We start from the raw sequence: 14590 nt of genomic DNA, 5'->3' as shown, positions 1-14590 counted from the left end.
TGTGACGAAATAAACAAAAAATGCTCTATTATTTTCGGAAATAAAATATAGAAGATTACTCTGGATGTTTCGGGAAAAGAATGATATACTTTGGGCAAAACAAGTAGGAGGTAAAATTCATGTATTGTTATAGAAAAGTGACAGAAGACCTTTTCTGGGTAGGTAGCAATGACCGCCGCCTTGCGATGTTTGAAGGCGTATATTCTGTACCGGGAGGAGTTTCCTATAATTCCTACCTGCTGATAGATGAAAAGACTGTTTTGTTTGATACAGTAGACAAGGCGGTAAAAGGAATTTTCTTTGAAAATATTGCAGAGGTGCTTGGAGACAGAAAGCTGGATTATCTCGTAGTGCATCATATGGAGCCGGATCATTCCGAGGCTATTCAGGAACTGGTCATGCGTTATCCGGATATTCAGATTATCTGCAATCAGAAAATTGCTTCTATGATTAAGCAGTATTTTGATTTTGACATTGATTCCCGTGCGATTTTGATGAAAGAAGGCGATTCCTTCAGCACCGGAAAGCACAATCTTGTGTTTGTGATGGCGCCGATGGTACACTGGCCGGAGGTTATGGTTTCCTATGATACGACGGACAAGATTCTGTTTTCTGCGGATGGTTTTGGAACATTCGGGGCACTCAATGGCGCGCTGTTTGCGGATGAAGTGAATTTTGAGCGCGATTATCTGGATGAGGCAAGACGTTATTATACAAATATTGTAGGCAAATATGGCGACCAGGTACAGACGCTTCTGAAAAAGGCATCTGCACTTGAGATTGAGATGATCTGCCCGCTGCACGGTTTTGTGTGGAGAAAGAATATCTCTGATTTTATCGGAAAATATATGCACTGGAGTTCCTATGCGCCGGAAGAGTATGGAGTGATGATCGCATACGCGTCTGTTTACGGACATACGGAGAATACGGCAGAAATTCTTGCGTGCAAGCTTCGGGAACGCGGGGTAAAGACCGTGATGTTCGATGTTTCTGTTACACCGGCTTCGGATATCATTGCAGCAGCGTTCAAGTGGAGTCACCTGGTATTTGCATCGACAACCTACAATGCAGGTATTTTTGTAAATATGGAGGCTCTGATTTACGATCTGGTAGCACATAATATTCAGAACCGTACGATCGCATTGATCGAAAATGGTTCCTGGGCTCCGACGAGCGGCCGTCTGATGCGGGAAGAGTTTGAGAAATGCAAGAATATGACGATTCTTGATAACACGGTCAAGATTCTTTCATCCCTGAAGCGTGAGCAGCTTGCGGAGCTTGACGCACTGACGGATGCGCTGACAGAGTCTATCCCGGGTTCTGCAAAAGCGCAGATGGCGACTAAGGAGAAGAAGGAGATTATTCAGGAAAAAGCAGAGGTAGATCCGACCGCAATGTTCAAGCTTTCTTATGGACTGTTTGTACTGTCAGCAAAGGATGGCGATAAGGACAACGGCTGTATTACGAACACGGTAATGCAGGTGACGGATGTTAAGAAACGAATTGCGATCGCTGTAAATAAGGCAAACTATACGCATGATATGATTATGAAAACAGGAGCGTTTAATGTATCTGTTCTGACGACGGAGGCGCCGTTTAAGCTGTTTAAACAGTTTGGGTTCCAGAGCGGCCGTGATGTGGACAAATTTGCCGATGGCGGTGTGCAGGCACGCACGGCAAATGGGATCAGCTATGTTCCGGAATATTCCAATGCTGTGATTTCCGGTAAGGTAGTGGAGACGCAGGAGTACGATACGCATACCCTGTTTATTGCGGAGGTAACAGAAGCGGCGGTACTTTCCAATGTTCCGAGTGTGACGTATCAGTATTACTTTGATCACATTAAGCCGCAGCCGCAGCCGACGACAGAAAAGAGCGGCTACGTCTGCAAAATCTGCGGATATATTTATGAGGGTGAAGAGCTTCCGGCTGATTTCATTTGCCCGCTGTGTAAGCATGGTGCAGAGGATTTCGAAAAGCTTTAAGCAATAGACATACAACAAAAACGCTCCCCCTGAGGCGATAAAGCTTCAGGGGGAGCGTCTTAAAGTTAAGTATTATGCTTTGCTGTATATGTTGATTATTCAGCAGAGATTGCGCCTGTCGGACAGGATGCTTCACAGGTACCGCAGTCAAGACATGCATCAGCATCAATTACGTACTTGCCATCGCCTTCAGAGATAGCGTCTGCCGGGCACTCGCCTGCACATGATCCGCATGCTACACACTCATCAGAAATTACATATGCCATGATAATATCCTCCTTTATAAAATACGTTTTGGATTCCTTTTGGAATCTTTTTTTTATTTTAATACAAAACAATCGAATACACAAGCAAAAAAGCAGATTTTTAGATGTATTTCTATGGGAACACTGGCAAAAACTGTGGATGATCATTATATTAAAAAAACATACTTTTTCAGAAAAAAATCAAACAAAAAAATTAGTATTATGAAAATAAAGAAAAAATAAAACTAATTACTGATTAATTCCCATTTTAATTTTATTACCTGATGTTAAAATCAATATGGAACGGTTGCAGGAGACATTTCTGCAACGGGGAAAAACCAAAAGGAGGATTAAGTATGAAAAAGAAAAAACTGTTTGGTATTACTCTTGCACTGGCGCTTTACACGATGAGTGCTACTGCCTTTGCACAGGTGCAGTTCTCTTCGAACGAGTCCAGCTTTGAGACGTTTGAAGAGGCTTGTGTAAATGGTCCTGCTGCAATGGCAGAAGAGTTGGGTGGGGCGTATATTTCAGACCCATGTCTGGAGGAATATCCTGCTGAGACAACTTATATCTACCGTTCTTCTGCCCGCTGGTCGGCTACGAGTGCCGGATATCGTAAGAATACGGTTCTTCAGGTCTATACGGACGAAAAGTTCGAGTCTAAAGAGGCTGCACAGGGTTATCTGGAGTCACTTGGCCTGATTGATATCATTGAAGAAGCGAAGGGAAGTATTATCCTCGTGAATCCGATTGGTGAGAGCTTCTCCAAGGCAGATGCCCGCGCTTATTACCTGATGCAGGCAGCATCCTGCAACCTGGGCGGTAAGACGACAATCGGCGAAGAGAGCTTTACCTGTGCTGAAGGTGCTTACTACGGCGGTACAACGTATCGTTATGTGATTGGTATCGGCGATGGAGCAACATTTATCAACAATTACATTGCACCTACCTTTGATGATATTACCCGCGTTGCAGGTATGATTCTTATTGACGGCAAGATGGACCGCATTCATGACGTAGCGGGCGTTGTGCCGGTATACATGGTGAATCCGTCTGAAACGGCTCTGAAAAAGTATCAGGAAGCAAATGACACGAACCGTCAGGGCTATATCAAGGATGTAGACGTTTATTTTAATCAGGATATGGAGCTGCAGAAGGTGCTTGTAAAGAACACCGAAACGGTAGATCTGGCATCCGAAATTAACTATGGTTATTATAATCTGCTGATTAAGAACATGCGTGTTCCGGTAGTTCTTGCAGGACTGCATTCTTATTCACATGATTATACGGACCGTAACTGGGATTCCGCGCCGTATTCTCTGGGCAAACGTAACGCTTTCTTCAACTATGAGACAGAAGACGGTCTGATTATTGAAGAGTTTGTAGGCCAGGATACGTTCCAGGATTATACCATTAAAGAAGGAACGATTGGTCTGTTTGGACGTCCTGCTGAAGTAGGAGCTTACATTGATACATGGTATGAAGTAGTTCCGGAAGAAGTGAAGAATGGAACAGCTCCGGAGCATACCGTTCCGATGTGGCTGGCGCTTCACGGCGGCGGAGATGATCCGCTTCAGTTCCTGGATGAGATGGGACTTATGACACTGGCTGGCGAGGAGCGTTTTGCAATGATCGCTCCGATCCATGGCGCTATGTTCACGGTTGGCTTTGATGTATTGCCGGCAGTAGTAGAATATTTCTTAGATAAATATCCGTCTCTGGACCCGAGCCGCGTTTACGTTACGGGTTATTCCATGGGTGGCGGAGCAACCTTACATGCAATCAACGGCAATGCGAAGTACTTTGCAGCAGCTTGCCCGAATGCAGCAGCAATCTTTAACACAGAAGATGAAGTTGTAAACACAGACGACCTTGATCTGCCGATTCTCTTTACGACTGCAACGTATGATTTCTGTGGTTATGGCGGAATCTCTGGCCATGCGGCAGTTCCGAATCCGGAAGATCCGTACGATCCGGAACATATTAATACTTCCTATCAGAATCGTATCAACGATTATCTGACCCTGAACGGAATAGATACTGTGGAATATGATTTCGTGAACTATCCGATGTCTGGTTTCCGCGGGGATGAGTATACAGAAACTCTGTTGAACAATGAATACATGTCCCGTACATGGTATAAATACAACGAGAATGACGTTCCGATGGTTGGTCTGAACATTACAGATTATCTGCCACACGGTCTGTATCAGGAATTTGGCCGGATTTGCTGGGATTATGCAAAACATTTCAGCCGTGATCTGGAAACAGGAGAAGTAATTTATAATCCTTATGTAAAATAGCGGGAATAGAAAATACAGGCGTCAAACGATCTTCTGACGCCTGTATTATTAAACATGAAAGGGGAAAGAATATGAGGACAAAACGAGTACTGGCGTTAGTGATGGCTGCAGCGATGGCTTCTGGATTGCTGGCAGGCACGGAGGCATTTGCCCTGGGTTATTCCGGAAGGCAGAACAATGAGGCTACTTTTGATACGCTGATGGAAGCTCATGCAAACAGTCCGGAAGGCGTAAAAGATCTGGAACTGAATGTGGGCGGTTCTTTTATTCCGCATCCGGTATTGGATGATTATGTGGGAGAAAATTCCTATGTATATCGTTCTGCAAACCTGCATGGAGGACGTGCTGCAGCAAGATTAAATACGAATATATTCGTATTCTCGGACAAGCATTTTGAGAATAAGGATGACGCGAAGGCATATTTACAGGAGCTTGGCGTGATTGATATCATTGATCAGGCGATCGGCAGTGTGATTCTGGTAACACCGGTTGACCCTGAGGCGGGATTTGGCCTGGTAGATCAGAATAATTATTATAAAATGCAGACTGCTGTCTGTGCTTTGAAACAGAGCGGTACAGATGCAGACGGAAACCGTGTAACGTATGCAGATGGAGAATACTACGGCGGATTTGGGTATATTTATGCGATCGGTATTGATGGCGGCGCAACATTCCTCAATAATTATGTGTCCAGCAATTTTGATTTCGTGAGCCGCCTTGCAGGTATGCTTCTGGTGAATGGCGATATGGCGCCGATCCGGGAAGTGGCTGCTCAGGTACCGGTGTATCTGGCAAATGCATCAGAGGATGTGATTGCAAAATATGAGAGCGCAAATGCGACGGATGCATCAGATATCACAAAAGAAACCGCATGCTATTACAACCAGGCGCTGCCGCTTCAGAAGGTAGTTGTGGCAAAGGAGGAGAAAACTCCTGCGGAATATATCCATGATGCATATTATGATTTATTCATCAAAGCGATGCGTATACCGGTTACGGATCGTGGTCTGTATACGGCAGGTACGCCGTATCAGGGCTACAGCTTTGACCAGGCGCCGTATTCCTTGAGTGACCGCAATGCTGTGATCGACGGCGTGACAGAGGATGGCATTCATGTCGAGTGGCATCAGGAAGACCGCTTCGCAGACACGACGATGGAAGACGGCGAATATCTTGAGACATGGGTAGAGTTCCTTCCGGAAGAAGTGCTGAATCACACGGCTCCGGCAGGCAGCATTCCGCTTATTCTGGCAATTCACGGAACTTCTGATGATCCGTATCAGTTCGTCGATGAGGTCGGCTTATTGGATGTAGCAGGAAAAGAGCGCATTGCTATGGTTGCGCCGGAACATCAGTACATTGGTACCATTCCTACCTTGGAGCCGACATTCGGCTGGCTGGATGATATTCTTCCGGAAGTTCTTCCAAGACTTGTTACGTATATGCTGGAAACTTATCCGGAACTTGATCCTTCCCGCGTTTATGTAACCGGCTATTCAGGAGGAGCAGGTGCAGCGATCCGTGCCATTGGCGGAGACGCTTCTTTGTTTGCGGCAGCTGTGCCGATGTCAGACGGTACACCGTGGGGCGCATGTATGCCGAGAGAAGAGGACTGGGCGCAGTATGACACCATTGATCTTCCGATCATGTTCACCACGTCTGAGTTTGACCTTGCAGGGTCCTTCAATCAGGCAGAGCACAGGATTTCGGATGATTACCAGGAGATGCTGAACCGCTTTATGCAGGCAAATGGGATTGAAACGGTAACGTACGATTTTGAAGCAAATCCGTTGATTGGATATGAAGCAGACAGAACTGTGGATGTTCTGCTGAACAACGAGTATCGGAACACGACATGGTACAAAAATAATGAAGCTGGCGTTCCGATGGTGGCGGTTCATTATACTGAAGGGCTGGTTCATGCACTGTATCCGGAGTATGCGAAGCTGGCATGGGATTTCATGAAACAGTATTCAAGAAATCAGGAGACGGACGGCATTGAATATAATCCGTATGTAGACTAAAGAACAGTTAAAAAACGCCCGGCGTTTCGTGACGAAACTTCCGGGTGTTTTTCTTTTGTGATGCATTGTGAAATAAGAAAAATAGAATTAAAATATGGCGCCTTGCATAATAAGAAAAAAGGGATTATAATAGGGCATCATGGATTAAAGGAGGAACACAAGGTGGCAGTACAGATTACGAAGGACATGACAATTGGCGAGATTCTGCGCATCAATGAGGGACTTGCCCCGGTGCTGATGGCTGGCGGAATGCATTGCGTAGGATGCCCGTCTTCTCAGATGGAGACACTGGAAGAAGCTGCGATGGTACACGGCATTGAGCTGGAGGTACTTCTGGCAAGACTGAACGCATTTCTGGAAGCAATGGAGAAATAAAGAAAATAAAGAGCAGATACAAAAAAGAGTCAGAGAAAGCGATGAGAGCTGCTGCAGAATTGTTCACCAAATGGTGGATGATTCTGCGGCAGCTTTTTTCTATGCAAAGGACTGTGAGCAGGCGTTCCTTTGTGTTGCAGTGAGTTTCACGGGCAACAGTGGATTTTTGCCTGGGAAATGTTAAAAAATGCATAATGATATTAAAAAAAGCAGATGGAAAAACAGGAAAGATTCCATGATAATAATAGTATCAGCAGGATGATATTCATACAAAATGACGAAAACAGATATGGAACATCTTGCAAAAAAAGCAAAACTATATAAGGAGGGTAAGAAATGAAAAAAGGAGCAAAGGTAATTGGAAGTATGGTCTGCGCAGGGCTTCTGGCGGGAATGCTGGGAGGAACTTCCGTGTGGGCGGAGGTCGGTGAACCGGCAGAGCTGGTGTTTTGGGATATGATGTGGGGAAGAAGCGACTTGTATCCGGCGGCTGTGAATAAACTGGTGGAACAGTTTAATGAGGAGCATGAGGATATTCACGTGACCGCACAGATGATTCCGTGGGACAATTTTTATCAGAATTTCCTGACAGCCGTTACAAGCGGGGCAGCTCCGGATATCAGTACCGGAGGATTTTCACAGTCCACACAGTATGCAGCTATGGAGGAGCTTGTGGATCTGAGTTCGATCGTGGATGAGTGGACGCAGGAGGGATTCCTTGATGAATTTCCGGAGGGCAGCATCGCACTCCACCAGTATGATGGCATACAGGCGGGAATTCCGTGGATCTGTGATCCGCGCTGTATTACATATCGGGCAGATGTGTTCGAGGAACTTGGAATTGAAGAAATGCCTGCAACCTGGGAAGAATTTCTGGCTATCTGTGAAAAGATCAAGACAGAAACTGATATGATTCCGCTTGTGTTCTCTGGCGACAGAGACGGCGCACAGGTATTTTTGAGCATGATGTTTGAAAATGGCGTGGGTATCACGGATGAGCATGCAGTTCCGGATTTTGCAAATGAAAAGGTGGACGGCGTTCTGGATTATATCCGCACCCTGTATGACAACGGATATATCGCAGAATCAACGGCAAGCTTCGGAGAATCCGATGTGGATTCTATGCTGTTGTCCGGAAAAGCAGCGATGTGCTACGGCGCGCTCAGAACAACCGTGTACAATTCAGGCGATCCGGTCGCTGATACGCTTCGCGTGATGCCGTGTATTTCAGGCGCGCAGGGAGCAGAGCCGCGTACACTGATGTGGGTAAATCCGATTGTGGCATACAGTCAGACGGAATACCCGGAAGAGTGTAAGGTATTTATCAAATGGTGGATTGAGCATATGAATCCGCTCTTTACGACAGGCGGAATTAACGGTTATCCTTCCGTGAAATCTATGCTTTCCGATGAGTACTATCAGTCAAAAGAATATATCAAGAGCTGCGTGGACAATGCGGTTCCCTGCGGAACGGTTCCGGTATGGCCAAATGCAAATTTGTATGAGGCATGGTCTGTCATTGAAGGAGAAAATTATCTCGGCATGGCATTGCAGGAGGTTGTAACAGGAAATACAGACAATAAAGCGATTGAAGAAAAAATTGGAACTCTGATTCAGCAGGCATTCGAAGATGCAGAATAAGTGAAAGCATAAAGAGAATACTCCGCAGTCTGGCTGTACATACAGGTTTTATGCTCTGGCCTGCTGTGGAGTATTTCTGCTTCATGATTCGAGAATGGGCAATGCAGAAATGCCCGAAAGGTTTGGTACAAAATATGAGTAAGAAATTAATAGCAAAACGTGAACTGACGGGATATTACATGCTGATACCCGCAACGCTTTTATTTTTGATGATTAATGGCTTCCCGCTGGTTTATGGATTGGTATTGTCGTTTACGAACAAAAATTATACAAAGCCCAAGAGCGGGCAGTTTGTGGGGCTTCGCAATTTTATCGACATTTTTCAGGACAGTGAATTCTGGGGAATCATGGGATTTACGCTGTTTTACACAGGTGTTGTTGTCATGGTCAGCTATATGCTGGGCCTGGCCCTGGCCATGCTGCTGAACAGGAACATCAGAGGAAGAGCAATTTTCAGAACCCTGGCACTTGCGCCGTGGGTCATTCCCACCGTGGTTGCAACGCAGTGCTGGCGCTGGATTCTGAATGACCAGTTTGGTATTGTAAACCAGTTTCTCATGAGTATTCATCTGATTGATTCGCCGATTCTGTTTTTATCTTCCGCGCAGCTTGCGAGGGTAACGGTTATTATGTCAGGCGTGTGGAAAACGTATCCGTTTATGATGGTTATTTTGCTTGCAGGATTGCAGTCGATTGGTACAGATATGTATGAGCCGGCCTATATGGACGGGGCAAATTCTGTTCAGGTGTTCCGCTATATCACACTGCCGCTGCTGCGTCCGGTGTCCATGATGGGAATTGCGCTCCAGCTTCTCTGGACCTTCAACAGTCTTTCCTATGACAATATCTACCTTCTGACACAGGGCGGTCCGTCGCAGAGTACGTATGTGGTGTCTATTCTTTCTTATTATACTGCGATCTACCGTGGAAAGATCGGTTATGCTTCTGCGATAGCAACTTTGATGATGGTATTGATTGCCTTGATTGTACTGTGTTACTCAACGATGAAAGTGGTTTCGGCCCGTGCTGAAATAAGACGATTGGAGGCGCTGAGCAGATGAAAAAGAAAAATGGATGGGTTTATGTGGTGCTTTGCATCGCATTGACGGTGTTGCTGCTGCCAATATTGTCTATGGTGACAACGTCTTTTAAAACGAATGCGGAATTGTACGGGGGCGTCTCTTTTCTTCCACACAATCCGACGTTGGACAATTTTGTATATGTGATTGAAAACACAGATTTTGTGACGAATATTGTAAACAGTGTAATTGTAAGCGGCGCTGTTACTATTATTTCCGTGATTGCGGCAGCGCTTGCCGGTTATACGCTGACGAGATTTCGCGGAAAGCCGGTGAAACTGTTCAGCGTTTTGCTTTATATGGTACAGATGGTGCCGGCAATTCTTCTTTTGATGCCGCTGTTTATGGTGATCAGGCAAATTGGCTTATACGATAAGCTGCCGTCTTTGATGATCGCCTATACGGCAATCAATCTGCCGATCTGTATTTATATGATGAAGAGCTTTTTTGCAACGATTCCCTATGAGATCGAAGAATCTGCAGTGATGGACGGCTGCGGCCAGTTCAAGGCGTTTTTGCTCCTGGTGATTCCTATTTCAGCGCCTGGACTGACCAGTGTGGGGATTATTGCATTTATTTATTCCTGGAATGAATACATGCTTGCCAGTGTCTTTATCCGGTCCGATGCGGTAAAGACCCTGAGCGTGGGGCTGAGTCAGTTTTCGCAGCAGTTTTCCGTGGAATGGGGTGCAATGATGGCCGCAGCGACGCTTGCGACCGTACCGGCGGCACTGTTTCTGGTATTTGCACAGAAGTATATTGTTCAGGGACTTACGGCGGGGGCTGTAAAAGGCTAAAGAAAAGGAACAGAAAAAGAATAAACTTTAATTTTCTATATCCATGATAAAAGAAAGGAAGCGTGAATAACATGACAGATTTTTCAAAGGTACGTGGGTTTAATTATCAGCCGAGTTATGGCTCTTCCAGTTTTGAAAACTGGTTGTACTACAGGCCGGATACAGTGGAGCTGGAGCTTCGAAGAGGAAAGTTCTATTTCCCGAATTTTAATACGGTCCGGATCTGGCTGGATATGCATGCATGGACAAGAGATCAGGAAAAATTTGAAAACAATTTTGAGAAGACACTTCAGATTGCGGACGGACTTGGCATTAAGGTTGTGCCGGTTCTTTTAAACCGCTGGCATGCAGATCCTCTCGATAATGGCGGAGAATACATTGACTGTTTTTATCCGGGAGCAAGCCATGTGAACCAGCCGTATTTGATGGAACGGTATGTGGATCATATCGTTGGAGCGCACAAGGCGGATGAAAGGATCATTGCCTGGGATATTGTCAATGAGCCGTTTTCTTATACAACGGAAATCAAAAATCTCGGGATGATTGAGGAGTATGAGTTCCAGTGGCTTGCCGGTATTTACAGGCAGATCAAGGAAATAAAAGCGATTGCGCCGGCCGGAATGAGCCTTCGTCCGGACGACGGCAAACCGGGTATTGAGCGGGTGGAGCCGGTCTGCGATGTTCTGATGATTCATCCGTATTACTGGCCGGCAGTGGACAATGAGGAAGACCGCGCCAAATTTGAAAAGTTTCTGGATGATTATGTGGATGTTTCGAAAAAGAGCAACAAGCAGCTGCTTGCCACGGAGACGTTGTGGGGCTCTATGATCAATGAGTGGAGACTGAATAACATCCATTATACGATGCCGCAGCTTGCAAAACGTGGCATTGGAATTATTGCGCATGCGCTTCATTACAGTCGGGTAGCGGATTTGCATGATCCGGTGGACGGTCCGGTTGGCTGGAAGGAGCATATGGATTTCTCAGATATCCATATGGAAATGTCTCCGTACCCGGGCAATATGTGTTTTATCAAAAAGGACGGCACATTGCGGGAAGGGCATGAGGCGTTTAATCTTTACTGATGACGTAGGAGACAGGAGGCTTTTCAATGAAAGCGATTGTGGTAAGAGGGCCATTCCGGTATGGGATGGAAGAAATACCGGTCAGGGAACCGGGTCCGGGGGAGGATTTGATCCGGATTGAAGCAGTGGGACTTTGCGGAACGGATTACGGAATACTCAGCAATGAGATGCAGTATTACAAAACGGGCCAGGCAAAGCTTCCGATTGTCCCGGGGCACGAGTGGGCCGGATGTGTGGAGAAAGTTGGACCTGGCGTAAAGGAATTTCAGGTCGGAGATCAGGTTACAGGAGAGTGTACGGTACGGTGCGGGTTCTGCTCGTATTGTCAGGAGGGACGGCCGCATTTATGCGAAAACCGGACAGAGACGGGAGTGATGAACCGGGACGGCGGATATGCGCAGTACATTACGTTTCCGGCAGCAAGCCTTCACCGGGTAAGCGGAATCAGTATGGACTGGGCCGCGCTTGTGGAGCCGGCAGGCATTGCGATGCAGGCCGTAAAACGGGCGGATATCAAACCGGAAGATAACGTACTGGTGATCGGTCCCGGACCGATCGGGCTTCTTGCGGCGCAGATTGCAAAAAAAATCTGCGGTGCCAAATGCGTGATTATTTCCGGAACAAGAGACGAGCGCCTGGTAAGGGCGGCAGCGTATACAGACGCGGCAGTCAATATCCGGAAGGAAGACTTAAAAGAGGTCGTTCTGAAAAAAACAGGAGGCCATGGAATTGACGCAGTGGTGGTAGCTGCGGGAACCTCCGGTGTTTTCCGGGATTGTGAGAACGTGATGGCGCCGGGCGGACGTATCAGCATCTGCGGCTTTTTTGACAGTGCGAAGGCTGACTGCAACTGGGACTTTATCAGCACGAACAGCATTGATATCCGCGGTTCTCTGGGAAGTCCGAATGTGTGGCCTTTCGTGATTTCCTGTATTGAAAGCGGAAGGCTGGATGTGGAGAATATTATTTCCCACCGAATGACGCTTGAAAGTACGGAAGATTTTCAGAGAGCGGTGGATATGATGCAGAACCGCACGGATGATGCGTGCAAAATTATCTTATATCCGAATGGAGTGAAACATGAGCCGAAATGTAATTGATCTGTCTTATACAGTAGAACATGCGATGGAGGTTTTTCCGGCGGACCCTCCGGTTGGGATTTTAAAGCATCATTGTTATAAAAACGGTTATTTTGTGAGCCAGATTATTATGGGAACGCACAGTGGAACGCATGTAGATGCGCCGGTACATAAACTGCCGGAGACCCGGTCAATCACGGATCTTAAGGTAGAGCAGTATATCGGATGGCAGACTGCTGTTTTGGATTTCACCGGCCATGAGGGTGAAATTACAAGGGCGGATTGCCTGAAATACGAAGACATGCTGGATGCATGCGACGCAGTGATTTTCAAAACAGGCTGGGAGAAAAAGTTCGGTACCGCGGTATTTTTCCAGGATTACGGAGGCCTGCATGAGGAGGTGGCTTTGCTGCTGGAGGAGAAGGGGATTCACCTGATCGGTCTGGAGACGCCTTCTGTCCATCCGGTGCGGCATCAGGAGGTCCATGAGGAACTTCTGAAAAGAAATATATTAATTGTGGAAAGTCTTGCGCATGTGTCTGCCATAACAAAACCGGTGGTAGAGCTTCATGCAGTTCCGTTAAAGCTGAAGAATCTGGACGGCTCGCCGGTCCGGGCGTATGCGCTGGAATAGAAGGGAGAATGGAAAGATGTTGTTTTTATCCATAGATTTCGGGACTTCAGCAGTAAAAATGTCTCTGATGGATGAAAAACTGGAAACGAAATGCTGGAGTAAGGAAGCGTATCATTATCAGATTTTTCCGGGAGAGAAAAATGAGCTTCGCGAAGCAGATCTGTTCCGTGCGTTTTATGGAGCGGCGTCCCGGCTGAATCAGGATTTGCTGAAAAAGGTCGAAATGGTCTGTTATGATACCTTCTCTCCTTCCCCTGTTTTTCTCGATCAGGATGGCAGCCTCGTATATCCCAACATCATTACGCATCTGGACCGGCGCAGCAGAGCGCAGACTGAATATATCGACCGCGTTTTCGGAAGTAGGCGTTATATGGAGATTGCCGGAATTTATCCGTTCCCGGGCGGCTGCTCTGCGATGACGCTGCTCTGGATGCGCCAGAATATGCCGGATATTCTGGACAAAACGTACGCAGTAGGCCATCTTCCTACATATATCCATAAAAAACTGACCGGAAAATGGATGGTGGACTTTGTGAATGCATCCATGATCGGTATGTACGAGACAACGACGCAGGGAGGCTGGTCGGAGGAGCTGATCCGGGAATTTGGTCTTCGAAAAGATCTGTTTGGCGAGATTTACAGTCCGGGCATGGTGCATGGAACTTTGGTAGAAGAGGTTGCACACCGCCTTGGCGTGCCGGCCGGGATTTCGGTCTGCGTGGGTACGAATGATGTGGCGGCCGCCCAGATGGGCGCGGGGAACAGAACCGCAGGAGAAATCATGAATACGACAGGATCTTCTGAGATGGTGTCAATTTTGACAGACCGGCCAAAGACCAGTCCGGATTACTATCTCAGGAATGCAGCGCTGCCCGGCCTCTGGCAGATCTACGTGACAACGTGCGGCGGATTTGGAGTCGACTGGTTTTACAGTCAGTTCTGTCAGGATCTGTCCCAGGAGGAGTTTTATGCCTTTGAGGAACGTGCGATCGAACAGTATCTGCAAAGCGGCCAGCTGGAAGTGACATTTGATCCCTATCTGGCAGGCGATCGCCAGAGCCTGGAAAAACGAACGGGAGCCTGGCATGGACTGACGCTTGCCACAAAAAGAGAAGACCTTCTGGTCGCATATCTGATTGGCATTCAGCAGGTGATGACTGCGGCGATTGACCGGGCAGAGCAGGTCACAAAGCTTAAGGGAACGGTAAAAATTTCCGGAGGTATGGCGACAGAAAGCTACCTGCGCCTGAAGGAGCGTTTTTATCAGGGAATGGCTTTTGACGTGGTGGACGACTGTCCGATCCGCGGAAATGTAGAGCTGGCAAAGTATTATATGTAAA

At 46.8% G+C, this 14590-nt stretch carries 12 protein-coding genes; 11 read left to right on the top strand and 1 reads right to left on the bottom strand.

Annotation, left to right across the window (positions count from 1 at the left end; genetic code table 11):
- Positions 1–119 precede the first annotated feature (119 nt).
- Complete coding sequence (locus AC6I2O_RS04280; protein WP_120392393.1) at positions 120–1985, top strand: flavin reductase; 1866 nt, start codon at positions 120–122, stop codon at positions 1983–1985.
- Between the two features lie 95 nt (positions 1986–2080).
- On the opposite strand, the gene fdxA is transcribed toward AC6I2O_RS04280, so the two are convergent.
- A complete protein-coding gene (gene fdxA, locus AC6I2O_RS04275; RefSeq protein WP_120392392.1) occupies positions 2081–2251 on the bottom strand; it encodes a 4Fe-4S ferredoxin in 171 nt (56 codons plus the stop codon).
- Between the two features lie 335 nt (positions 2252–2586).
- On the opposite strand from fdxA, the gene AC6I2O_RS04270 reads away from it, so the two are divergent.
- The 10 genes from AC6I2O_RS04270 to AC6I2O_RS04225 all read left to right on the top strand — a co-directional run bounded on the left by AC6I2O_RS04270 (position 2587) and on the right by AC6I2O_RS04225 (position 14589).
- Entirely contained in the window at positions 2587–4536 is a 1950-nt protein-coding gene (locus AC6I2O_RS04270) for a prolyl oligopeptidase family serine peptidase (protein WP_497741918.1), read from the top strand.
- A gap of 71 nt (positions 4537–4607) precedes the next feature.
- Positions 4608–6560, top strand: coding sequence for an alpha/beta hydrolase family protein (locus AC6I2O_RS04265; protein WP_120392390.1), 1953 nt, complete (start codon positions 4608–4610; stop codon positions 6558–6560).
- Positions 6561–6746: 186 nt separating this feature from the next.
- Positions 6747–6935: a DUF1858 domain-containing protein gene (locus tag AC6I2O_RS04260; protein WP_497742489.1), complete on the top strand. Its 189-nt coding sequence runs from the start codon at positions 6747–6749 to the stop codon at positions 6933–6935.
- A 336-nt stretch (positions 6936–7271) separates the two neighbouring features.
- A complete protein-coding gene (locus AC6I2O_RS04255) occupies positions 7272–8576 on the top strand; it encodes an ABC transporter substrate-binding protein (RefSeq protein ID WP_497741917.1) in 1305 nt (434 codons plus the stop codon).
- Between the two features lie 134 nt (positions 8577–8710).
- The gene (locus AC6I2O_RS04250) at positions 8711–9637 is read left to right on the top strand and encodes a carbohydrate ABC transporter permease (protein WP_497741916.1); all 927 of its coding nucleotides are present in this window, start codon (positions 8711–8713) and stop codon (positions 9635–9637) included.
- A complete protein-coding gene (locus AC6I2O_RS04245) occupies positions 9634–10452 on the top strand; it encodes a carbohydrate ABC transporter permease (protein ID WP_497741915.1) in 819 nt (272 codons plus the stop codon). Before AC6I2O_RS04250 ends, AC6I2O_RS04245 begins: the two co-directional genes overlap by 4 nt.
- A 71-nt stretch (positions 10453–10523) precedes the next feature.
- Positions 10524–11537, top strand: a complete 1014-nt coding sequence (locus AC6I2O_RS04240; RefSeq protein WP_497741914.1) for a glycoside hydrolase 5 family protein — start codon at positions 10524–10526, stop codon at positions 11535–11537.
- A 26-nt stretch (positions 11538–11563) separates the two neighbouring features.
- On the top strand, positions 11564–12637 hold the full coding sequence (locus AC6I2O_RS04235) for a zinc-dependent alcohol dehydrogenase (RefSeq protein ID WP_497741912.1): 1074 nt from the start codon (positions 11564–11566) through the stop codon (positions 12635–12637).
- A complete protein-coding gene (locus tag AC6I2O_RS04230) occupies positions 12618–13250 on the top strand; it encodes a cyclase family protein (RefSeq protein WP_497741911.1) in 633 nt (210 codons plus the stop codon). The genes AC6I2O_RS04235 and AC6I2O_RS04230 overlap by 20 nt, the downstream gene beginning before the upstream one ends.
- Before the next feature lie 16 nt (positions 13251–13266).
- On the top strand, positions 13267–14589 hold the full coding sequence (locus AC6I2O_RS04225) for an FGGY-family carbohydrate kinase (RefSeq protein WP_497741910.1): 1323 nt from the start codon (positions 13267–13269) through the stop codon (positions 14587–14589).
- Position 14590 lies beyond the last annotated feature (1 nt).

It is taken from the genome of Blautia sp. St.27G3 (assembly GCF_059728505.1).
This window is presented reverse-complemented; position numbering and strand designations above follow the sequence as displayed.

Coding starts and splice junctions, on each gene's coding strand:
- AC6I2O_RS04260 (WP_497742489.1), top strand. CDS start 6,747: ATGACAATTGGCGAGATTCTGCGCATCAATGAGGGACTTGCCCCGGTG.
- AC6I2O_RS04270 (WP_497741918.1), top strand. CDS start 2,587: ATGAAAAAGAAAAAACTGTTTGGTATTACTCTTGCACTGGCGCTTTAC.
- AC6I2O_RS04230 (WP_497741911.1), top strand. CDS start 12,618: ATGAGCCGAAATGTAATTGATCTGTCTTATACAGTAGAACATGCGATG.
- fdxA (WP_120392392.1), bottom strand. CDS start 2,251: ATGGCATATGTAATTTCTGATGAGTGTGTAGCATGCGGATCATGTGCA.
- AC6I2O_RS04280 (WP_120392393.1), top strand. CDS start 120: ATGTATTGTTATAGAAAAGTGACAGAAGACCTTTTCTGGGTAGGTAGC.
- AC6I2O_RS04225 (WP_497741910.1), top strand. CDS start 13,267: ATGTTGTTTTTATCCATAGATTTCGGGACTTCAGCAGTAAAAATGTCT.
- AC6I2O_RS04240 (WP_497741914.1), top strand. CDS start 10,524: ATGACAGATTTTTCAAAGGTACGTGGGTTTAATTATCAGCCGAGTTAT.
- AC6I2O_RS04265 (WP_120392390.1), top strand. CDS start 4,608: ATGAGGACAAAACGAGTACTGGCGTTAGTGATGGCTGCAGCGATGGCT.
- AC6I2O_RS04255 (WP_497741917.1), top strand. CDS start 7,272: ATGAAAAAAGGAGCAAAGGTAATTGGAAGTATGGTCTGCGCAGGGCTT.
- AC6I2O_RS04235 (WP_497741912.1), top strand. CDS start 11,564: ATGAAAGCGATTGTGGTAAGAGGGCCATTCCGGTATGGGATGGAAGAA.
- AC6I2O_RS04250 (WP_497741916.1), top strand. CDS start 8,711: ATGAGTAAGAAATTAATAGCAAAACGTGAACTGACGGGATATTACATG.
- AC6I2O_RS04245 (WP_497741915.1), top strand. CDS start 9,634: ATGAAAAAGAAAAATGGATGGGTTTATGTGGTGCTTTGCATCGCATTG.